Origin of the sequence: Collinsella sp. AM31-2AC, from assembly GCF_003469285.1 — a bacterium.
Lineage (GTDB): Bacteria > Actinomycetota > Coriobacteriia > Coriobacteriales > Coriobacteriaceae > Collinsella > Collinsella aerofaciens_AT.
Genome location: NZ_QSJB01000008.1, coordinates 80,829 through 103,878 on the forward strand (window position 1 = coordinate 80,829; position 23,050 = coordinate 103,878).

15 protein-coding genes are annotated in these 23,050 nt (G+C 61.7%); 10 read left to right on the top strand and 5 right to left on the bottom strand.

What is annotated here, in order from left to right:
• Nucleotides 1-69: 69 nt before the first annotated feature.
• On the bottom strand, nt 70-816 hold the full coding sequence (gene gpmA / locus DW796_RS05225; RefSeq protein ID WP_187362375.1) for a 2,3-diphosphoglycerate-dependent phosphoglycerate mutase: 747 nt from the start codon (nt 814-816) through the stop codon (nt 70-72).
• A gap of 565 nt (nt 817-1,381) precedes the next feature.
• Between gpmA and gltB the strand changes: the two genes are divergently transcribed.
• From gltB to DW796_RS05250, 5 genes are all read left to right on the top strand, one after another.
• The gene (gene gltB / locus DW796_RS05230; protein ID WP_118094487.1) at nt 1,382-6,079 is read left to right on the top strand and encodes a glutamate synthase large subunit; all 4,698 of its coding nucleotides are present in this window, start codon (nt 1,382-1,384) and stop codon (nt 6,077-6,079) included.
• Nucleotides 6,080-6,084: 5 nt separating this feature from the next.
• Entirely contained in the window at nt 6,085-7,566 is a 1,482-nt protein-coding gene (locus DW796_RS05235) for a glutamate synthase subunit beta (protein ID WP_118094488.1), read from the top strand.
• 354 nt (nt 7,567-7,920) lie between these two features.
• Nucleotides 7,921-8,628: a hypothetical protein gene (locus DW796_RS05240; protein WP_118094489.1), complete on the top strand. Its 708-nt coding sequence runs from the start codon at nt 7,921-7,923 to the stop codon at nt 8,626-8,628.
• Between the two features lie 197 nt (nt 8,629-8,825).
• Complete coding sequence (locus DW796_RS05245; RefSeq protein WP_147336390.1) at nt 8,826-9,902, top strand: hypothetical protein; 1,077 nt, start codon at nt 8,826-8,828, stop codon at nt 9,900-9,902.
• A 408-nt stretch (nt 9,903-10,310) separates the two neighbouring features.
• Nucleotides 10,311-11,681: an amidohydrolase family protein gene (locus tag DW796_RS05250; protein WP_233539672.1), complete on the top strand. Its 1,371-nt coding sequence runs from the start codon at nt 10,311-10,313 to the stop codon at nt 11,679-11,681.
• Nucleotides 11,682-11,814: 133 nt separating this feature from the next.
• Here the strand turns inward: DW796_RS05250 and DW796_RS05255 are convergent, their stop codons facing one another.
• The 4 genes from DW796_RS05255 to DW796_RS05270 form a co-directional block, all read right to left on the bottom strand.
• Entirely contained in the window at nt 11,815-12,288 is a 474-nt protein-coding gene (locus tag DW796_RS05255; protein WP_117759490.1) for a hypothetical protein, read from the bottom strand.
• A 146-nt stretch (nt 12,289-12,434) separates the two neighbouring features.
• Nucleotides 12,435-12,707, bottom strand: coding sequence for a metal-sensing transcriptional repressor (locus DW796_RS05260; protein WP_006235337.1), 273 nt, complete (start codon nt 12,705-12,707; stop codon nt 12,435-12,437).
• Between the two features lie 38 nt (nt 12,708-12,745).
• A complete protein-coding gene (locus DW796_RS05265) occupies nt 12,746-12,967 on the bottom strand; it encodes a heavy-metal-associated domain-containing protein (RefSeq protein ID WP_006235338.1) in 222 nt (73 codons plus the stop codon).
• A 147-nt stretch (nt 12,968-13,114) separates the two neighbouring features.
• Nucleotides 13,115-15,457 carry a cation-translocating P-type ATPase gene (locus tag DW796_RS05270; protein WP_117759898.1) on the bottom strand — a complete coding sequence of 781 codons (2,343 nt, stop codon included), beginning with the start codon at nt 15,455-15,457 and terminating at the stop codon, nt 13,115-13,117.
• A gap of 551 nt (nt 15,458-16,008) precedes the next feature.
• On the opposite strand from DW796_RS05270, the gene DW796_RS05275 reads away from it, so the two are divergent.
• The 5 genes from DW796_RS05275 to DW796_RS05295 all read left to right on the top strand — a co-directional run bounded on the left by DW796_RS05275 (nt 16,009) and on the right by DW796_RS05295 (nt 23,050).
• Nucleotides 16,009-18,279 (top strand): DEAD/DEAH box helicase, encoded by a 2,271-nt coding sequence (locus tag DW796_RS05275; RefSeq protein ID WP_187362374.1) that lies wholly within the window; start codon nt 16,009-16,011, stop codon nt 18,277-18,279.
• 687 nt (nt 18,280-18,966) lie between these two features.
• Nucleotides 18,967-19,668 (top strand): 4Fe-4S dicluster domain-containing protein, encoded by a 702-nt coding sequence (locus DW796_RS05280; protein ID WP_233539673.1) that lies wholly within the window; start codon nt 18,967-18,969, stop codon nt 19,666-19,668.
• A 280-nt stretch (nt 19,669-19,948) separates the two neighbouring features.
• Complete coding sequence (locus tag DW796_RS05285) at nt 19,949-20,461, top strand: PTS glucose transporter subunit IIA (RefSeq protein ID WP_158563755.1); 513 nt, start codon at nt 19,949-19,951, stop codon at nt 20,459-20,461.
• 18 nt (nt 20,462-20,479) lie between these two features.
• Entirely contained in the window at nt 20,480-21,334 is an 855-nt protein-coding gene (locus tag DW796_RS05290; protein WP_117862088.1) for a PRD domain-containing protein, read from the top strand.
• 99 nt (nt 21,335-21,433) lie between these two features.
• A complete protein-coding gene (locus DW796_RS05295; protein ID WP_118094492.1) occupies nt 21,434-23,050 on the top strand; it encodes a PTS transporter subunit EIIC in 1,617 nt (538 codons plus the stop codon).

Sequence of the window (23,050 nt, forward strand, 5' to 3'; positions counted from 1 at the left end):
CTCCTGCGTATGGGCGGCGTGACGTCGCATCTGGGTCGTGCGGCGCCACGCGTCGGATTTGGGTTGGGGCTACTTGTGCGCTTTGCCCTGATTGGCCACGGCGTCGATCTTGGCGGCGATGGTCGCCGGGTCGCCGATGTAGCGCTTGTCGAGGACGTTGAAATCGGTGTCGAAGGTGTAGACGAGCGGCACGCCGGTGGGGATGTTGACCTTGAGGATCTCCTCGGGCGTGAGGTGCTCGAGCTTCATGACGAGTGAGCGCAGGGAGTTGCCGTGTGCGGCGATGAGTACGCGCTTGCCGGCGAGCATCTGGGGGCGAATCTCGTCTTCGAAATAGGGCCAGGCGCGGGCGATCGTGTCCTTGAGGCACTCGGTATAGGGCAGCTGATCGGGCGCGACATCACGGTATTGCTCCTGGGAGTGGGGATCGCGCGCGTCGTCCGGCTCGAGTGCCGGCGGGCAGACATCGAAGGAGCGGCGCCAGATGAGCACCTGCTCGTCGCCGTGCTCTGCCGCGGCATCGGCCTTGTTGAGACCCTGCAACGCGCCGTAGTGGCGCTCGTTGAGCTTCCAGGATTTGATGACGGGCAACCACTCGCGATCCATTTGGCCGAGCACGATGTCGAGGGTGTGGATCGCGCGCTTGAGGCGCGAAGTGTAGCAGACGTCAAAGTCGAAACCGGCTTCTTTGAGGGCGCGGCCGCCTGCTGCGGCTTCTTCGCGGCCCGTGTCGGTGAGTTCTACGTCGGTCCAGCCGGTGAACAGGTTGAGTTTGTTCCACTCGGATTCTCCGTGACGGATAAGGACGAGTTGCATCGTCTGCTGGTCTGCTTGGTGCGCCATAGGGGCCTCCTTGATCTGGCACGGTGTGCGTGCCGTTTGCTTGACGCCGCAAAGGATACCCGTTTTAGGTTCAAAAGTTAACCAAGTCTAACAAAATTGTTGTATATGAATGGAATCGTGAAAGGGGGCTGCCGAAATGTCTTGATCTGTAACAACTAGGGATGGAAATTGGGCCTAGGTGTTACGGATCGAGACAGGAAGAAATGGTCCTATGGAAAATCTCGATCTGTAACAGCTGACCGCCAAAGCCGGCCCTTCGTGTTACAGATTGAGACATTCGGAACCGTCTCTCAAAAACATCTCAATCTGTAACAGTTAGTCGTCGTAATTGGGCCTTCCTGTTACAGATTGAGATGTTTGAAGTGGTGAGCTAACAGGCCGAACTTGGGGCCTATGTTGTCGCCCTTGAGGTCGGCGGTGTCCACTCGTAGGGTGTGCGTTACGCGATTGTTTCGAAACGGGTGGGAAACACAACGGGCCGGCGATGCTCCTAGTATGCCTATTCAACTGACTGTCTAATATCTAGGGGAGGATCGCGATGCAGGCAGATTCCGCTCAGCAGCAGGGCCTTTATCGCCCCGAATTCGACCATGATGCATGTGGCATCGGCGCGCTTGCCGATATCAACGGTGAGCGCCATCACCAGATTCTGGACGATGCGCTGTCCATTCTGGTCAACTTGGAGCACCGCGGTGGCACGGGACTCGAGAAGAACACCGGCGACGGCGCTGGCATCCTGTTCCAGGTTCCGCATCACTTTTTCCGCAAAGAGGCTCAAAAGTGCGGCCAGATTCTGCCGGCAGAGGGCGACTATGGCGTGGCCATGCTGTTCTTCCCGCAGGACGACAAGGGCGTAGAGGATGCCCGTCGCGTGTTTGAGGAGGGCTGCGCCGAGGCCGGCGTGCCGCTGCTCTTTTGGCGCGAGGTGCCCGTCGACCCGCACGACCTGGGCGAGACGGCTCGCGCCTGCATGCCCACTATCCTGCAGGCCTTCCTGGGCCGTCCGGACGACACGCCCGCCGGCGATGCCTTCGAGCGTCGCCTGTACGTGTGCCGCCGCACCATCGAAAAAAAGGCCGACGCCGAGTTTGCCCTGCGCGACAAGATCTTCTATGTGTGCTCCATGAGCTCGCGCACCATCGTGTACAAGGGCATGCTGGTCGCCACGCAGATGCGCCGCTTCTTCATCGACCTCAACGACGCCGCCGTCAAAACGGCCGTGGCGCTCGTCCACTCGCGCTACTCCACCAACACCACGCCCAGCTGGGAGCGTGCGCACCCCAACCGCTTTATCATTCACAACGGCGAGATCAATACCCTCAAGGGCAACGTCAACTGGATTCGCGCCCGCGAACCCAACCTGTACAGCCCCGTGCTGCAGCACGATCTTGAGCGCGTGATGCCCATCATCAACCGCGAGGGTTCCGACTCCGCGATTCTGGACAACGTGCTCGAATTCTTGGTCATGAACGGTCGCCCGCTGACGCGTGCCGCGTCCATGTTGCTGCCCGAGCCGTGGGACCACAACGATAGCCTGAGTGAGGAGCGCCGCGCCTACGACGCTTACCAGTCCATGCTCATGGAGCCCTGGGACGGCCCGGCGGCCATCGCCTTTACCGACGGTCGCACGCTGGGCGCCGCCCTCGACCGCAACGGCTTGCGCCCCGCCCGCTACTACGTGACGCGCGATGGCCGCTTTATGCTGGCAAGCGAAGTGGGCACCATCGAGGTACGCCCCGAGAACATCCTGACGAGCGGCTGCCTGGGGCCGGGCCAGATGCTCGAGGTCGATTTTGCCCGCGGGCGCGTCATCTACAACGACGAGCTGCGCGCCCGTTACGCCAAGGAAAAGCCCTACCGTGATTGGATTGCCGAGGAGACGCTGACCGTCGACGTGTTCGATAGGCCTGCCGCGGCAACGCCCGCCGAGGACGCCGAGGTACCCGCCGCCGTGCGCATGGCTAAGCTCGGGTATCACTGGGATGACGTCGATGAGGTCGTGCGTCCCATGGCCCAGCAGGGCAAGGCCCCGCTCGCCTCGATGGGCATCGACGCGCCGCTGGCTTGTCTATCCAAGAAGACGCGTTCGTTCTTTGACTACTTCTATCAGCTGTTCGCTCAGGTCACGAACCCGCCCATCGATGCCCTTCGCGAGCATATGGTCACCTCGACCACGCTCTACCTGGGCAACCACGGCAACGTGCTCGAGGATTCCCGTACGGCCTGCCAGCTGGTTCGCCTGGAGCGTCCGCTGCTGAGCGAGGAGGAGTTCGACCGCATTTGCGCCATCGACCGTGTTGGCTTTAAGACCCGTCGTTTCCGTGCCGTGTACCGCCGCGATGCCGGCGAGGGCGCGCTGCAGGCTGCGCTCAAGCAGCTTGCAGAGGACGTTGAGGCTGCGGTCCGCGACGGCGTAAACATCGTGGTGTTGAGCGATCGTGCCGCTGCGGGCGAGGTGCCCGTGCCGTCGCTGCTCGCCGTGGGCTGCGTGCACAATCACCTGATCCGCGCCGGCGTGCGTACCTTTGCCGACATCGTGGTGGAGTGCGGCGACGCCGTGTCCCCGCACGACTTTGCGGCACTGGTGGGCTACTCCGCGAGCGGCATCTATCCGTACAACGCGCATGCGTGCATCCGCGATCTGGCGGCACGCGGCGACCTGGGCGTGACGGCCGAGCAGGGTATCGCCAACTACAACAAGGCTGCGACCGCCGGCATCGTCTCCATCATGTCCAAGATGGGCATCTCCACGGTGCAGAGCTACCATTCGGCGCAAATCTTCGAGGCCGTGGGCTTTACGCCGGAGTTCGTCAACGCGTACTTTGCCGGCACGGTGAGCCGTGTGGGCGGTATGGGTGTCGAGGACGTCGAGCGCGAGCAAAACGAGCGCTACGACGCCGCGCTCGCCATCCTTAAAAGCCCGGCTCCCGATCAGCTGCCCACGCTGGGTCTGACCAAGTGGCGCCCGCTCGGCGGCGAGGATCACCTGATCGATCCGCAGACTGTCTACTTGCTGCAGACCGCCTGCTGTGAGGACAGCTACGACACCTTTAAGGAGTACAGCGCCCGCCTGCACCGCACCGGCCGTGCCGTGCGTCTGCGCGACTTGCTCGACTTTGATGCCAGCGGCCGCACGCCGGTTTCGCTCGACGAGGTCGAGCCCGCGCTCAACATCGTCCGCCGCTTTAACACCGGCGCCATGTCGTACGGCTCCATCAGCAAGGAAGCACACGAGTGCATGGCCATCGCCATGAACCGCCTGCACGGCCGTTCCAACTCGGGCGAGGGCGGTGAGGATCCGCGTCGCGAGACCCCGCTGGCTAACGGTGATTCCAAGAACTCCGCGATCAAGCAGGTGGCAAGTGCGCGCTTTGGCGTGACGAGCCGCTACCTGTGCAGCGCCTTCGAGATTCAGATCAAGATGGCCCAGGGCGCCAAGCCCGGCGAGGGTGGCCACCTGCCCGGCAAGAAGGTCTACCCCTGGATTGCCGAGGTCCGTCAGTCCACGCCCGGCATCGGCCTGATCTCGCCTCCGCCGCACCACGACATCTACTCCATCGAGGACCTGGCAGAGCTGATCTTTGACCTTAAGAACGCCAACCCCGGTGCGCGCGTGTCGGTCAAGCTGGTCAGCGAGGCCGGCGTCGGCACCATTGCTACCGGCGTGGCCAAGGGCGCTGCCGACAAGATCTTGATCAGCGGCCATAACGGCGGCTCGGGTGCCGCGGCGCGCGATTCCATCTGGCATGCGGGCCTGCCGCTGGAACTTGGCCTTGCCGAGGCCCAGCAGACGCTGCTGCAAAATGGCCTGCGCTCACGCGTGGTGCTCGAGGCCGACGGCAAGCTCATGGATGGCACCGACGTCGCCGTCGCCTGCCTGCTGGGTGCCGAGGAGTTTGGCTTTGCGACCATGCCGCTCATCTCCATGGGCTGCCTCATGCAGCGCGACTGCCAGCAGGATACCTGTCCGGCCGGCATTGCCACGCAAAACTGCCGCCTACGTCGCGGCTTCCGCGGCAAGCCCGAGCACGTTGAGCACTTTATGCTCTTTGTTGCCGAGCAGCTGCGCGAGGTCATGGCGAGCCTGGGCTTCCGCACCGTCGATGAGATGGTCGGCCATCCCGAGTGCTTGCGCCAGATCGAGGTCCCGGGCAACCGCAAGGCCAACCTGCTCGATCTGTCGCCCGTGCTGGCGAGCGCGACCTGCGAGTTCGGTGCCCATATTCCGGGCGCCGACGGTCGCCACTTCCTGCCGCAGATGGCCGCGGACAGCGAGCTCGACAAGACGCTCGACTCCACGTTGTTTGTGCCCTATACGGCCGATGCCCGTGCGCACCTGCGTCCGATTCGCTTCCGCGCCGATATCGCCAACGTCAACCGTTGCGTGGGCACCATCCTGGGCAACGCGGTGACCAAGGCGCATCCCGAGGGCCTGCCCGCCGGCTCCATTACCATCGATTGCGACGGTTCGGCCGGTCAGAGCTTTGGCGCTTTCCTGCCGCGCGGCATTACGCTCAACGTGTGCGGTGACGCCAACGACTACTTTGGCAAGGGCCTTTCGGGCGGCGAGGTGTCGGTGCGCCCCAACCCGCATGCGACCTACAAGTTCGACGAGAACATCATCGTGGGCAACGTGGCGTTCTTTGGCGCCACGAGCGGCCGCGGCTTCATTAACGGCCTGGCCGGCCAGCGCTTTGGTGTGCGCAACTCCGGCGCCACCGTGGTGGTCGAGGGCTGCGGCAACCATGGCTGCGAGTACATGACGGGTGGTCTGGCGCTCATTCTGGGCGAGGTCGGGCAGAACTTCGCCGCCGGCATGACAGGAGGCGTGGCCTATGTCTTTGACCAGTACGGCACGCTCGATGCCCGTGTGAACCACGAGAGCGTTGAGCTCAAGGCCCCGACGGCCGGCGAGCTGGCGCAGATTCGCGAGCTCATCCAGGAGCACGTGGACGCGACGCAGAGCCCGCGCGGCATTAAGCTGCTCTACAGCTTTGAGACGATGAGCAAGCACTTTGTGAAGGTCATTCCGACCGAGTACGAGCGCGTGCTGGCGATTGTCGCCGCGGGCGAGGCTGCCGGGAAGACACATGCACAGGCAGAGGAGCTGGCGTTTGACATTGTGACCGGTCGCGCGAGCGCCGCGGATGTCGCTCGCTTCGATGTCGCGGGCGGTGCTGCGGACGCTGCGTCCGTGGCTGCTAGCTCTGCTGCTTCGACCAAGAAGGAGGCGTAAGTGCCATGGGTAAGCCCGGTGCTTTTCTTGATATCGATCGCGTGACCCACGAGCTGCGCCCCGTGGAGGAGCGCAGCCATGATTTTGATCCGCTGTACGTGGAGCTCGATGACGACGCACGTCGCGCCCAGGCGAGCCGCTGCATGATGTGCGGCGTGGCGTTTTGCCAGATGGGCGCGAGTTTTGGCAAGGCACACCCGAGCGGCTGCCCGCTGCACAACCTGATTCCCGAGTGGAACGAGCTGGTGTACCACGGCCGTTGGGATGAGGCTGCCGAGCGCCTGTCGCTCACCTCGCCCATGCCCGAGTTCACGAGCCGCGTGTGCCCGGCGCTGTGCGAGGCCGCGTGCAACCTGGGTTCGGTCGACGGCCAGCCCACGACGATTCACGATAACGAGCGCGCGATCAGCGACCATGAATGGGCAAACGGTGGCCCGCACCGCTTTGAGCCGGCGGGGGAGGACGCGCCCTCGGTCGCCGTGGTTGGTTCTGGCCCGGCTGGTCTGGTGGCAGCATGGGAGCTTGCGCGTCGTGGCGCCCGCGTGACGGTGTTTGAGCGCGACGACCGCCCGGGCGGCCTGCTCATGTACGGCATTCCCAACATGAAGCTCGAGAAGTCTGTGGTCGAGCGCCGCGTGGCGCTCATGCGCGAGCTGGGTATTGTGTTCGAGCTGGGCGCCGACGTGAGCGATCCCAAGGTTACCGCCAGGCTCGACGACTTTGACGCCGTCGTGGTGGCTGCTGGCGCCCGTGCCCCGCGCGGTCTTTCGGCTACGAACGTGGACGCCCCGGGCGTGGTGTACGCCGTGGACTATCTGACGGCTTCGACCGTGTCGGTTCTCGACGGCGGCGAGCCCGCGGTCGATGCGCGTGGCCTGGACGTTGTGGTCATTGGCGGCGGCGATACCGGTAACGACTGTGTGGGTACCGCCGTGCGCCAAGGCGCGCGCAGCGTGCGCCAGTTTGAGTTCTTGCCAGCTGCGCCCGATAAGCGCGCGGCGAGCAACCCCTGGCCGCAGTGGCCCAACGTTAAGAAGACCGATTACGGCCAGCAGGAGGCTATCGCTGCGATGGGTGGTGAGATGCGTGCCTGGGGCGTGGATACGCTCGAGGTGCTGCTGGACAAGAAGGGCGCGGCCGCGGGCCTGCGCGTGGTCGATCTGGACTGGTCGGCGGGAAAGTCCGAGCGCATCGCGGGCTCCGAGCACGAGGTGCCGGCGCAGCTGGTGCTCATCGCCTGCGGCTTTACGGGTCCGGAGCACGGTGTGTTCGATGCGGTGAGCGTACCTGTTGCCACCGCTGGTCGTCCGCTGCCGGTGATGGCTGCCGAGGGCTCGCATCTCGCGGCTCGCACGGAGGGCGTCGCCGCGGATGCCGCGCCGGTGTATGTGGCGGGTGATGCCCGCAACGGCAGCTCGCTCGTGGTGAGTGCCATGGCCGATGCCCTGGCCTGCGCAGCCGAAGTCGCCGAGGCGCTGGAGCTGTAAAGTAGTCATTTAAGAACGTCCCCAATGACTAGCCATTTTTTTGTCTAGTCGTTGGGGACACTCTTTGCGAGTAATTTGCTCGTTTGTCGACGTGCGGGTGTTCATTTGTCGACTTCTTGGGCTGTGGTCACCTGTTGTTTCTGTGGTGGCTGCAGGCATCTGGCTCAAAAGGGCGGGTTGGCCGTCTATGTTTGCCTGCGGTTTTGTTGCGGTGCGCATTTTCGGTCAAGCTTTTCGTCAAGTGTTTGGTCAGCATCTGGTTTGCAGTCGGAGGCCTATTTTGTCCGCGCTGGTCGTGGCTGCCCACCCTCCTCGTAAGCTCAAATTGAGGTCCATCAGTTTGAGGAGGATGCCATGACTGACCACGCTTTTGACCGAGCAGAGCTGGCTGAAGCCGTCGGCAACGATATTGCCGACATGGCCCATTTTTGGATGCTGCGGAAGTTCCAGTTTTTGGAGCCGGCGCGCGAACAGTTCGAGATCATTGTCGACCCGTGGCTCAGCTATTGCACCGAGCCTTCTCAAAACGAAATCATGGCCTACAACATGGCGTTTACCGATTGGCTGCTCTTCGAGCGCCTCTATCGCCATGGCAAAACGCTGCTCGAGCTATATGTTGACGAGCCGCCGGCATCGCTTTCGCCTGCCTCGCTCAAGCGGCTCGAGCAGGTACGCGACACGCAGTATTTCTCGCGCTTTGGCATTTTGGACAAGGATCCTGCGTCCGGCATGGTCGTGCTGAAGGACACGCGCACCGATCATCGCTTTGATGTCTACGATCCGCATATCGTGCAGAAGGAGCACTGGAGTGACGGCGCGATTGCGGTGCGCCTCGCCTGCGTCGATGATGTCTGGCTTACGGCGGGACAGCTCTACCTGTATGACATCGCGCGGCTGAGCGATACGGCGGTCGATGGGCCGGGTGCGGTGCATCCGGAGGACCTGCAGGACGGCTTTGACACCTCGTGCATCAGCTTCTTCTTGCGTCTGGTCCGCGACATCATGGGCGTCCAGGGGCGGTACGTAAAGTCGCTCAACATCTACGAGCAGGAGTGGGAGTAGGGGATGGGTGGTTGTCGCCTGCCTTGCCTTTTGCCTTTTTGTCTCGATCTGTAACGTTTGGGGACAAAAAACCAGCCTATCTGTTACAGATCGAGACGAACGCTTGGGCACCGCTGGTTTGTCTAAATCTGTAACGTTTAGGGGCCTGAAGAACGGTTTACTGTTACAGATCAAGACATTTGTCGGCGGAGGCAACGGTGACGATGGTTCATTTGTCCGATGTGGTGGTGATGGAAGTGTCTAATACCGTTTTCAAGCACAAGCATACGACTCGCAACACGTTGGCGCGGAATAGGATGCTCGCGCGACTCACGGAGGCGACCGAGCAAGGTGCGCTGCTCGCAACGCATGACAATGCCGAGCTCATGTGGCTACGGCGTCATGTGGGAACCGATGATATTGCGGAGCCCGAGCCGTATTTGTTCTGCTTTCAACATGATTGGGGTGTACTGACGCCGGCGGAGCGAGCGCTGCGTACCATCAAAGGGCTTGCAGAGTTTCATCCCGATTGGGCGTTTTGGGGCTATGACGCGGCGCTTTTGTGGGGTCTGGAGGTGCCGAATGATCTGCTTGGGCCACGATATCTTGTTAAGACAGGTTGCTCGGTGCCGCTGAGTGCAGGATGTCGGCTGTTGCGTCCGCAGGCGGCGGGCGCACTTGAACAAGTCGACGGCGTGCAGGCGACGTCGTTTTGGCGCACGGTGGAGGATTGCTTGCTGCGTGCGCCGTTCTCCTACGGGTTGGCGATTGCCGATTCTGCATTGAGGGCAAGGGGCGTATCGCGCGATGACCTGTGCGAGTGTCTCCGCGCCGATTGCGAGGGCAGGCGAGGGTATCGCAGGGCACAGGTGATTGCGTCGTATGCGGACGGGCTGTCTGAAAACGGCGGCGAGTCTCGGTTCCGAGCATTCTTTATTGCGTACGGCTTTCCGGTTCCGGAGCTGCAGGTGGAGTTTCGCGACCCGCTCGATCCGAGCCAGGTGTTTCGCGTCGACTATTTTTGGCGGCTCGAGGACGGGACATGTGTCATCGGCGAGCTCGACGGAAAGGGGAAGTACACCTTGCAGAGCGGCGGGGGTCGGGAGTCGGTTGACCCATTCGTGGCAGAGCGTCAGCGGGAATCTCATCTGACAATGCTCGGGCATAAGGTGCTTCGGTTTACGTTTGATGAACTCAAAGACCCGGGGAAGCTGGCTGAAAAGATGAGGCTGGCGGGTATTTCGCAGCGGGCCGATTTGGCTGAGGGATGGAAGCGTCAGTGGTATGGGTGCTAAGGGGTGCAACTGACGCGAATGTGGTTGTTTCTGCCGAGTTTGTCTCGATCTGTAACAACAAGGGGCCGTTTGGCCTCGTAGCTGTTACAGATCGAGACAGAAGGTTGGCGCCTGGTGAAAGTTCTCAATCTGTAACATCTAACGGCCAAAATTCGACCCAACTGTTACAGATCGAGACAAAGGTTGGACGCGGTGCCGAAAGATCTCGATCTGTAACATCTGGCTGCTAAAACCCGGTCTACCTGTTATAGATCGAGAGATTTCCCTAGTGCCGCTGGGATGGGACTGCAACGTATTCCGTCCCCCACATCCTCTCTTCCTTCCGTTAACCGATGCGTCTGCAGCAATCCAGCGGGACTAGGTGATAATGGACAAATGTTCAAGTTAATCGTGAGGGAGGAGCTCGATATGGCATCTGCCGATCGTTCCACGTTGTTTATCAATGCGACCATTCTGGATGGTTCGGAGCATATGGAGCCGCAACCCGATATGGCCGTGACTGTTGAGCGCGGCGTCATCACCTGGATGGGGCCGAGTGCTGTGGCGCAGGCGCCTGCAGGTGCCGAGGTTATCGACCTGGGTGGTGCGTATCTCATGCCCGGTCTCATCAATATGCACGTGCACCTGTGCGGCTCGGGCAAGCCTGTCTCGGCCGGCGATGCGGGAGCGCTGATGAAGAAACTCGATAATCCCGTGGGCCGTGCCATCGTGCGCTGCATCCTCAAGGGCAGTGCCCAGCAGCAGCTGGCAAGCGGCGTGACCACAGTGCGCGGCGCGGGCGACCCGCTGTTTGCCGACATTGCCGTGCGCGACGCTATCGACGCCGGCAAGTATCAGGGTCCGCGCCTGGTAGCGCCGGGAACGGGCGTCACGGTGCCGGGCGGCCATGGCGCGGGCTTGTTCGCCCAGGTGGCCAACAGCCCCGTCGAGGCAGCCGAGCAGGTGCGAGACCTGTATGCGCGCGGCGCCGACGTCATTAAGCTGTTCGTAACGGGCGGTGTGTTCGATGCGACCGAGGTGGGCGAGCCGGGCGTGCTGCGTATGCCGGTGGAGGTTGCCGCGGCGGCGTGCAAGGCGGCGCACGAGGTGGGTCTGCCGGTTATGGCTCATGTCGAGAGCACCGAGGGCGTGAAGGCCGCGCTTGAGGCCGGGGTCGACACGATCGAGCACGGTGCCCCGATGACGCCCGAGATCCTGGAGCTGTATCGCGGCGCCGCGGGCACACAGCTCGAGGGACGCGCGCCGAGCGTGACCTGCACGATCAGCCCGGCGCTGCCGTTTGTATTGCTCGACCCGGAAAAGACCCATTCGACCGATACACAAAAGAAGAACGGCGACATCGTGTGCTCGGGCATCATCGAGAGCGCCCGTGCCGCACTGGAAGCTGGCATTAAGGTGGGCCTGGGCACGGACTCAAGCTGCCCGTTCGTGACGCAGTACGACATGTGGCGTGAGGTTGCCTATTTTGCCAAGTATGTCGGTGTGAGCAACGCCTTCGCGCTGCATACGGCTACGCAAGTCAATGCCGAGCTGCTGGGGCTGGGCGGCGAGACCGGCACGATCGAGTGCGGCAAGGCTGCCGATATCCTGGTGACGCGCAAGAACCCGCTCGATGACCTGTGCGCGCTGCGTGAGCCGATGCATGTGATGTGTCGCGGTGATCTGGTGCGCAAGCTCAAGGTGAAGTGCATCCCTGAGGTGGATGCCGAGCTCGACGCGATTATGGCCATGCCGGCCGAGGCGCTGGCCGAGGAGCTCGCCCGCGACGGTGTGGCGTAGATGTGACAAAGGGGCAGCTCCGTTGCCGCATGCAAAAAGCCGAGGTCTCAACACGAGGCCTCGGCTTTTTTATCGAACAAATACTTAAGATTTGGGACAAGCAAACCTGATTAATTTGTCCCGCGTGCGGGCGCTAGGAGCGGGTTTCCATCTTGGCGTGGCACTTGGGGCAGGTGACGCGGATCTTACCCTTGCCCTTGGGGACGGAGAGCATCTGACCGCAGTTGGGGCACTTGAGATATGCCGTGGTCTTGCGGCCCTTCCACATCTTCTTGGCCGTTCGCTTGGCACGCTCAAAGTCTTCCTTACTGGTGCCGGCCGCGCGTGAGGTGCTGGCCGCTGCGGCCCCGCTGCCCAAGCTGGCGACGAACTTGCCCAAGCCGGGAACATTGGCAGTCGCGGCGACAAAGGCCTCGTTCTCTTTGCGACGTGCATCGATGTTTTTGGACAGGCCGCGCAGCACGCCAATCACGATGACGGCGATGGCAATCCAGCTGAGCCACTGGATGCGGGCTATCGATCCGATCATCGCGATGACGATGCCGGAAAAGCCCATAACGATGGTGAGCTCATCGGCGCCATTGCGGCCCTTCATAAAGTCATTCATGCAAATTGCCTTTCATTCGATATGCCGCACGCCTTTATACCCGATTTAGAGCAAGGGGGACAGGTCAATCTGCACCAAGGTGGTGCAAACATACCTGTCCCCGATGCACCAAGAAGGTGCAAAGCAGTCCGTCCCCAATGCCCCAATTACTTGGAGAGCTTGTCGACGACGCGTTCGATCTCGGCGAGCTTGGCGGCTTTGAGGTCTTCGTCGCCCGATTCGATTGCCGAAGTCACGCAGCCCTCGATATGCGCCTTGAGCACGTCGGCGTTGATGCGCGCAATGAGCGCCTGCGTTGCCATGAGCTGCGTGGAAATATCGACGCAGTAGCGGTCCTCCTCGACCATCCGCAGGATGCCGTCGATCTGACCGCGTGCCGTCTTGAGCATGCGGGTCACCGATTTATGGTCTGCCATCATGGCGGGTCCTCGTTTCTGGTCGGGGTACGCGTGGGTCGTTACGCGGCGGTTACGGACAGGGCGTGGAACTTCTCGCCGGCGCCCTCGACGGCGGCGGCGAGCTGCTCGGCGGTCACGGTGTCGGCGCACTCCACCTGGACGGTCTGGGTCTCGTGATCGGCGTCGGCGTCGGTCACGCCGGCCACGTTGAGCAGTGCCGTCTCGACAGTAGCGTCGCAGTGACCGCACATAAGGCCCGAAGTCTTAATCGTGTAACGCATTGGTATTCCTCTCTGTTGTGTCGGCTTTCCCAAGCACCCGACCTTGACCTTCAAGCCGTCGCTCGCGTACCAAAGTACGCGTCGCTCCTCTTTCAGGTCAATCTCGGGCACCTGGAAAACCCGTTCTAAATGGACTTAATGGTGAGCCTATTTTGCCACTTTAGGCTTAAAGGATTTCAGGCGCAGCGCATTGCTTACGACGCAGACACTCGATAGGCTCATGGCCGCGGCGCCGAACATCGGCGAGAGCTGCCAACCGGTGAGGGGGAAGAACACGCCCGCCGCCAGCGGAATGCCGATGCCGTTGTAGAACAGCGCCCAGAACAGGTCCTGCTTGATGTTGCGGATTGTGGCACGTGACAGCTCGATGGCGCGCGCAGCATCCATGAGGTCGCTGCGCATGAGCACCACATCTGCCCCTTCTTTGGCGATGTCGGCGCCGGTGCCGATCGCAAGGCCCACGTCGGCGCGCGCCAGGGCGGGGGAGTCGTTGATGCCGTCGCCCACCATGGCGACCTTGCCGCCCGCATCCTGCAGCTCGCGCACGTGGCGTTCCTTGTCGGCGGGGAGGACGTCGGCGATGACCTGTTCGCTGCTCAGCCCCACGCGGCGGGCGATGGCCTCGGCCGTCACGCGGTTGTCGCCGGTGAGCATGCGCACGTCGACGCCGAGCTTGCGCAGCGCGGCGATGGCCCCGGCGCTCGTCTCTTTGACCTCGTCAGCCACGGCGATGGTGCCGATAAGCTCGCCGTTCTTGGCAAAGAACAGCGGTGTTTTGCCCTCGGCGGCAAATTGCTCGGCAAGACCCGCGGGCACGGTAACGCCCAACTCGTCCATCAGGCGTACGTTGCCGGCTGCAATGGCGTTTTGTCCCTCGCGCGCCGTAACGCCTCGTCCAGGCACGGCGGCAAAGTCCTCGACCATGCGCGCGACGATTCCGCGCGACTCGCACTCGGCCATAATCGCCTCGGCCAGCGGGTGCTCGCTCGAGCGCTCCAACGCGGCGGCCAGCTTGAGCAGCGCCTTTTCGCTCATGGCGGGCGAGCCGTCAACGCGCGTGGCCACCACAATGTCGGTCACGGCCGGCTTGCCGCGGGTGACCGTGCCCGTCTTATCGAGCACCACGGTGCCCACGCTGCGCAGATTCTCCAGCGCCTCGGCGCTCTTAAACAGAATGCCCATCTCGGCGCCCTTGCCGGTGCCCACCATAATGGCGACGGGCGTGGCCAGACCCAGTGCGCACGGACAGCTGATCACCAGCACGGCCACGGCGGAGGTGAGCGCCTCGTTGATGCTGCCGGTCAGTGCCATCCACGCCGCAAAGGTCACGGCCGAAATCACGAACACCACGGGCACAAACACGCCGGCGACCTTATCGGCCATGCGGGCGATGGGCGCCTTGGTGGCGTTGGCGTCCTCGACGAGCTGGATGATTTTGGCGAGCGACGTGTCGGCGCCCACGCGCGTGGCACGGAAGGTAAACGATCCGGTGCGGTTGACCGTGGCGGCGTTGACGGTGTTGCCGGCGACCTTTTCCACGGGGATGGACTCGCCGGTGAGCGCACTCTCGTCCACGGCCGAGCTGCCCTCGAGCACCACGCCATCGACGGGGATGGACTCGCCGGGGCGCACGCGCAGGACCTGGCCGGGAAGGATGCTGTCGACGTCGACGGTGGTTTCGGTACCGTCGTCGGCAACGACGGTCGCGGTCTTGGGCGCCAGGTCGATCAGCGCCTCGATGGCGCCGCCGGTTTTGGACTTGCTGCGCGTCTCAAGGTATTTGCCCACGGTGACGAGCGACAGGATCGTGCCCGCACTCTCAAAATACAGGTTGTCCATGCCCGTCATCATGGCCTCGTGCACCTGACCTGTGGCCAGCTGGTCGGCCATGATAAACATGGCATAGAGCGACCAAGCGATGGAGGCGGTGGCGCCGACGGCGATGAGAGCGTCCATGGTGGGCGCGCCGTGCACGAGTGATTTGAAGCCGTTGATAAAGTATGCGTCGTTGACGTAGACGATGGGGATGAGCAGGACAAGCTCGGTGAGGGCGAGCGTCATGCTGTGGATGTGGTCGGTGAAGATGCTGGGCAGCGGCCAGCCGAGCATGTGTCCCATGCCTATGTAGAACAGCGGAATGAGAAAGATGATTGAGATGATGAGACGGGTGCGCATGGCGGAGGCAGTGGCCTCTAGCTTTTTGGTGGGCGATTCCATATGGGTGGCGCCGGATCTGGCTTGCGTGCTGCCGTTTGAGCCGGCGGCACCGGTGCCCGCATCGACGGGCGAGGCCGAGTAGCCTGCGCGGTCGACAGCGGTGCAGATATCGTCGGGGGAGACCTGCGCGGGGTCGTAGTCGACCATCATGGAACCGGCGAGTAGGTTGACCGCGACGCTTTGGACGCCGTCGAGCTTGCTCACGGCACGGTCCACGTGCGCCTGACAGGCGGCGCATGTCATGCCGCCCACATCGAACTTATCTTGAGCCATGGCTTCTCCTTTCTGTGGCGTAGTGTTTGAATTGTTAACCTGCCGATACTATACACCCATACCCCCTGGGGGTGTCCAGTGGAGATGAGAATGTATGACATTTCGCTACAGATGCGGGTGGCTGCTCAATCGTTGGCAGCTCATGTCAAACATCTCGATCTGTAACATCTAGCGGGGAAAATGACCTCTAACTGTTACAGATCGAGATTGTGTTTTGCGATGTTTGAGTTCGTCTCAATCTGTAACGTGTAGACCCGGTTTTGTCTCGTAACTGTTACAGATTGAGGCAATCGGCCCAGACCCGCCCCGTCATCTGTGGTTTACGTGGGGGCATGCGAAGCGCGGGTATACTAACCGGCGGCGAATCTGCTCCATCGCTTAGGGCCGCTGCGTCTGGACGGCGCGTGATAGGGCTGCCAAAGCGATCGCCAGCGTGCTGAGCAACGTCCTCTCTGTGCGCACCTGTTTTGTATGTATTAGCGCACTACCAAGCACGCCCCGCGCGGCTGCATGCCGTGCCCATAACGCGTGCAGATAAGGAACAACAACATATGCGTAATTCTGTATCTGACGTCACGGACGCCGAGATTCTGGACGAGACCCGCGAGGCCATGACCCAGGCTGCCTTCGATGCTGCCGACGAGGCCAATGCTGCCCAGGCCGTCGAGTCCGCGACCGAGAACCTGCCCGCCTTTGACGAGCTGGGACTTTCGGACGAGATGCTTCGTGCCATCGAGAACCTGGGCTACACGGCGCCCACGCCCGTGCAGGCCGGCTCGATCCCCGTGGTGCTCGAGGGCCGCGACCTGCTTGCCGCCGCTCAGACCGGCACCGGCAAGACGGCCGCCTTCTTGCTGCCGACCATGAACAATCTGGAGCACATTGCTCCGCCCAAGCCCGTGCGCGAGCGCGGCGGCCGCAACCGCCGTCGCGGCGCCAAGAAGCCCGAGGGCAACGGCCGCGGCCCCGTGATGCTCGTCATTACCCCCACGCGCGAGCTCGCACAGCAGATCGACGAGGTCGCCAGCAAGATTGCCGACGTCACCGGCCATGTTGCCGTGACCGTCGTGGGCGGCGTGAGCTACAAGCCGCAGACCGCGGCGCTCAAGTACGGCTGCGACATTCTGGTCGCCACGCCGGGCCGTCTGGTCGATCTGATCGAGCAGGGCGCTTGCCACCTGGACGAGGTCAAGGTGCTGGTGCTGGACGAGGCCGACCGCATGCTCGACATGGGCTTTTTGCCCGCCGTCCGCCGCATCGTGCGCGAGACGCCGGCCGAGCGCCAGACGCTGCTGTTCTCGGCCACGCTCGACGAGGAGGCCGTGGGCGAGATCACCGACCTGGTGAGCGATCCGGCCCGCGTGGAGATCGCGCCTGCCACGTCGACCGCCGACACCGTCGACCAGTTTGTGTTCCCGGTGTCCATCGAGGCCAAGAACAACCTGCTGCCCGAGTTCCTCAAGAAGGAGGGTCCGGAGCGCACCATCGTCTTTATGCGTACCAAGCACCGCGCCGACAGCTGCTGCCGTCGTCTGGAGCGTAAGGGCATCAAGGCCGCCGCGATTCACGGCAACCGTAGTCAGGCCCAGCGCGAGCGCGCGCTCTCGGCCTTCCGCGACGGTACCGTCGACGTGCTGGTGGCAACCGACGTGCTTGCCCGCGGCATCGACATCAGCGACGTGCGCTATGTCGTGAACTTTGACGTGCCGGCCGAGCCGACCGATTACATCCACCGCATCGGCCGCACGGGCCGTGCCGGTGAGCTGGGCTGGGCCATCACGTTTGTGACCGAGCAGGACGTCGATGAGTTCTATGAGATCGAGAAGCTCATGGACAAGACCGCCGACATCTACGAGGCCGGCGACCTGCATGTGGGTCCCAACCCGCCCGCGGTTGATCCCGAGCGCGACCCTGCGGCCTTTAAGGTGAAGAAGAAGACCAAGCGCGGCAAGTCCAAGAGCAAGAAGAAGCTCGAGCAGGCACGTCGCGACGGCAAGCGCAACGGCGACGATTACGGCGATGTTGCCGGTCGTTCCAACCGCGGTCGCGATGAGCGTCGCGGCGACGGCGAGCGTCCGAGCCGTCCCAAGCGCGGCGGCAAGACCCGCGTGCGCGAGGGCGTTCAGGCTCGCGTGGACGAGGCTGTGGAGAGCGTGGCTCGCGAGGTGGCTGCCGAGGAGCGCGGGGGTGCTGCTGCTGTCGAGCAGACCCCGCGTGGCAACCGTGCCGAGCGCCGTGCCAAGCAGTTCCAGGGCGAAGCGCACCGCCGTCGTCGTGAAGACGAGGACCGTGGCGGTCGTCGTCGTGTTGAGCGCGAAGACGAGGGCCGCGGTTCGCGCGGTGGCAAGCGCGGTTCGGGTGACCGTCGTCGCTCCGGTCGCGATGGCGAGCGTGGTGGCCGTGATGAGCGTCGCGGCGGCGAAGGCCGTGGTTCGCGTGACGAGCGTGGTACCCGCGGTGGCGAGTCCCGCGGCGGCAAGCGCTTTGACGAGCGCGGAGGCCGCGAGGGCGGCCGCGGTGGTGAGCGTCGCGAGGGCGCTCGTGGCAACGGTGGCCGCAGCGGCGCCGGTCGTTCGAATGAGTCGCGCGATCGTCGCGACCCGCGTGCCAGCCGCGATCGTCGCGATGACTGGCGCAACTACGACGACACCCGCGATGAGCGTCGTGGCGGCTATCGTGGCGGGCGTGGCGGCAACCAGGCCGGCTCCCGCGGCGGCCGTGCCGGCGGTCGCGATAATCGTGGCAGCTATGGCAACAGCCGTGGCGGCAAGCGCGGTAGCAGCTCCCGTCGCCCCGGCGACGGCGGCGGCAAGCGCAAATAACATACGCATCGCCCGCTAGAGCGAGGTGAACCAAGGGCCCCGAGCAACTACGTTCGGGGCCCTTTTGTTTGCCGTATCCGATCGCTAGTTCAAATGTGATTTCCTCGGGAATGCATCTAGAGGATGCCGTGGGCTTGTTTCCTGCCATGCAGCAATGGGTCCTATGGGGTGCGCCGTGCATTTTTTGGAGTATTCTGCAGTTCGAGTTGTCTGCATATGATTCGACGTCGCCAACGGTGGCCTTCGGATATCCCTAGCGAGCGTTCCGAGTCAGATTTCGCCGTTTTCCGGAGCAGGGGGCGCGTCATTCTCGCCATGTCGGGACTTAGAATGATACGGCGCCCTACAGTTTTGCCCACCCGCGGCGGTGCTGGCGCGGTCACGTTGCAGAATACTCCGTTTTTTGTACGGGCCAGGATGAGGTACCTCAGGAGAACACGGCGGTATCCCGTAAATATATACAATCTGTACCGTAATTTATACAAAACGAAGAGGCAGACAGCGTAGGGTGGGTGCATTGGGGTGCCTGGCGCACCAAAACGGGGAGCTCCCCCTCATGCGCCGTATACTCTGTCTGAATGTGAAAACAGCTTGACGCGTTGCCGGGCGTAGGGAGAGGGTGCCTCGATGAGCGTATTCGAAATTGTGTTTAGTCCGACGGGTGGAACGCGGAAGGTGTCTGGCCTTGTGGCCGGGGCGCTGGACAATAATACCGTTACCGTCGATCTGACCGATAGCGGGTTGGATTTCCACGAGGTCTCGATGACGAAGGACGACGTGGCTGTTATCTCCGTGCCGGCGTATGCCGGCAGAGTCCCTGCCGTGGCGGTCGACCGACTGAACATGGTTCACGGCAACGGAGCGCGGGCCGTTCTGGTGTGCGTCTGCGGAAACCGCGCGTTTGAGGACACGCTCGTAGAGCTGGAGGACGTTGCGAAGCATGCGGGATTCCGGGTAATCGCGGCAGTTGCAGCCATTGCAGAACATTCCATTGCGCGACAGTTTGCTGCCGGTCGTCCGGATGCGCAGGATGCGGCGCAGCTCGCAGAGTTTGCGCAGCAAATTCAGCAAAAGCTGTTGGCTGAGGATACATCCGAGCCCTCTATTCCCGGCAATCGTCCTTATAAACAAGCCAGAGGTCACCGCATGGCACCTGAGGCAACAGAGGATTGCGTCTCCTGCGGTGCATGCGCCGCGGCGTGCCCCGTTTGTGCTATCGACAAGGGTGACCCCAAACGAGCAGCTGGCGAGGCGTGCATCTCCTGCATGCGCTGCATCGCCGTATGCCCGCGAGGCGCTCGCGAGCTTGATCCCAACGAGCTATCCGCTGTTTCCCAGATGCTGAGCAAGGTTTGCGTCGTGCGGAAGGAATGCGAGCTCTTCATCTAACGCATGCGAAATTGCTGCAAGGAGTGTCCCTGGGTGCCGGCAGAAAAGGAACGTCCCCAAGTGCCGCTTAAATACCGTTTATCGAAGAAAAAATACCGCTCACCGGTCATAATGATTGTTCTGGCTTTGGGCTTGTCTACAATAGCTTCCGTAAAAAGAAATGCGGAAGGTTACCGAGTCCCTCGGACGTGGGCCTAACCAAAGTCTTTGAACGGATGTGTCTCTATGGACGCATTCGCTTGATTTTGGTTGGGCTATATTTATGAAGGGACATGCCACCATGGGTTTCTTTTCTCGCCTGATGGGCGGTTCGGATGAGCAGAAGACTGCAACTTCCGAGTTCGAAATCCTCGCTCCCGTTTCCGGCGAGCTTGTTCATCTGGAAAAAACCAATGACCCCGCTTTTAGCAGCCGTGCCGTGGGCGATGGCGTTGCCGTGGTTCCCCAAGAGGGAACGGTGTGCGCTCCTGTTTCCGGTACCGTCGCGGCGCTGTTCCCGACCGAGCATGCACTGGGCATCATGTCCGACGACAGCTCTGCTCAGGTGATGCTGCATATCGGAATCGACACTGTTAAACTTGAGGGCAAGGGCTTCCATGCGCTTGTTGCCCAGGGTGACCATGTCGACGCGGGCCAGCCCCTCGTTGAGGTCGATTTTGACGCGGTCCGCGCCGCCGGCTTCGATCCCACGGTCTTCGTTATCGTGTGCGAGCGTTCGGAGAACTCGACTCTTCGTGAGCACGCTTCCGGCCCTGTTGCTGTTAAAGAGCCTGTCGTCTGGCTTTCCGAGTAAATTCTTTTGGTGGGTACCGTGGTTATCAAGCGAGTTTTCAACAATAACGTCGCAATGGTCACTTCGGACGATGGCTCCGAGCTCATTGTCATCGGTCGAGGCCTCTGCTTTGGCCGTCATGCCGGCGACGCTATCGATGAAGCATCGGTCGAAAAGACCTATGCGCTGCAGGAGGGCACTTCTCAGGATTCGCGTACGATTGACCGCTTGGCACATCTTTTGGAGTCCATCCCCACCGTCAACCTCGTGATTTCCGAGGACATCGTTCAGATGCTTCGTCGAGAGCTCAATGTCGATATCAACGACAAGATCCTCATCGCTCTCGCAGACCATATCAGCCTTGCTTTGGAGCGTGAGCGCAAGGGCGTTCCCTGCGAGAACCCGTTGCTGCTCGAGATCCAGCAGTTCTATCGCAAGGAGTACGCGCTTGCGGGCCGTGCGCTGCAGATTATCAAGGAGTATATGGGCATCCAGATGAGCGAAGAAGAGCAGGGTTTTATTACGCTGCATATCGTCAACGCCACCATGCCGCAGCGCTCTGACCGTCTGATTGTTTCGGTCCAGCTTGTTCGCGACGTGCTCGCGATTGTTTCCGAGCACTATGCCACGACCCTTGACGTCACCTCGTTGCCGTACGAGCGTTTCGTTCGCCATCTGCAGTTTTTTGCGCAGCGGGCGCTCGATCCCGCGGCGGGGCAGGTCAATGGCGACGCGCTGTTCCGTATCGATGAAACGGCGTATCCGAGGGCGTTCTCGTGTGCGGAGTCAATTGCCGACCACTTAGCGTCTACCTATAACGTTGTCGTTACCGATGCCGAGAAGAGTTATCTCGCATATCACATTGTTAACCTGCTTGGAGAACCTGGTCTCTAGGCATAACGTGCCCACACATCGATTGATATAAGGCAAGGCTCACGGTCTTGTCCAGGGCACATCTGTCTTAATTTGCGGAAAAGGAAGGGGAGTACCGCTATGACCGCAAAAAAGAAGTTCAATTTCAAAGCGCCGTTGGAGGTGTTCGCGAAGTCAATCGTTCAGCCGATGATGTATCTCTCGGTTGCCGGCATTCTGCTCATCGTGGGCATTATTCTGACCAACAAGACCATCTGCGCCGTGATCCCTGTGCTGGGCTCCGGTCCGTTCCAGCTTGTGGGCGCCGTTGTCTATCAGTCGCTGATGTTTATCATCAACAACCTCTCGATTCTGTTCTGCGTGGGCATCGCCGGCGCCATGGCAAAGAAGAACAAGGGCCATGCTTCGCTGATTGCCCTGATGTCGTTCTTCCTGTTCCTGCAGGCTAACAACATCGTGCTCAACGCCACCGGCTCTCTTGCCGAAGCGAGCGGCATGCTCGGTCTTACCGGAACCGGCCAGAGCACCGTTATGGGCATTCAGGTGCTCGATACCGGCGTGTTTGGCGGCATCATTCTTGGTTGCATCACCGGTGCCGTGTTCAACAAGTACTCGAACAAGCAGTTCCCCATTGCCCTTTCGATGTTCTCGGGCGTTCGTTTTCCGTTCCTGATCATGATCATCATTTCCTGGATCATGGGTGCTGGCTTCTGCATCGTTTGGCCTCCGGTTCAGGGTGCCATCTCCTCCGTTGCCGGCATCATTAAGGAGTCGGGCAACATCGGTCTGTTTATCTACGGCATGCTCAACAAGCTGCTCGTTCCTACCGGTCTGCATCACCTCATCTACACCCCGTTCCAGTTCTCCGATGTGGGTGGCACCCTGACGCTGGGTGATCAGGTTATCGCCGGCGCCTATCCCATCCGTGTCGCCGAGATGGCAATGACGGGCCAGCCCTTCTCCGATAGCACCTACTTCAACAGCTACACCTTCAACAACCTGTGGCCCTACATCGGTATCGGTCTCGCCTTTATCTTCACCGCTTACAAGGGGAACAAGGATAAGACCAAGGCCGTTATCATCCCGCTGATCATCACCGCCGTGCTCTCCTGTGTCACCGAGCCCATGGACTTCCTCTTTGTCTTTGCCGCTCCCGTGCTCTTTGTCGTTCACTCGGTTCTTTCCGGTATCTTCCTGGTCCTGCTCAAGGTTCTCTCCGTGCCCGCTTCGACTGCAGGCGGCATCATCAACATCGTGGTTTCCAACCTGGTTCTTGGTGTCGATAAGACCAACTGGCCGGTTATGCTGGTGCTTGGAGTCGTCAACGCCGCCCTGTACTTCTTCCTCTTCACCTTCCTTATTAAGAAGCTCAACCTCCACACGCCTGGCCGCGAGGAGGAGTCCGAGCTCGCCGAGTCCGTTGCCGAGGGCGAGGCCGCCGCGTCTGTCGCGGTGAAGCAGGGCGCTGTTGCCGCAGCTCCCGCAGAGGGCGTCGATGCAAGTATTGCCGACCTGGTCGCAGGTCTTGGCGGCAAGGACAACATCGAGGAGCTCGAGAACTGCTTTACGCGTCTTCGCGTGAACGTTAAGAACCCGGACCTCATCGATGAGAACCTCATCAACCATGTGCCTAACAGCGGCATCAACCGTAACGGCAACAATATCCAGATCATCTTTGGCATGAAGGTCGCCGAGATGCGCGACAAGGTCGAAAACGCAATTGAGAAGGAGCAGTAA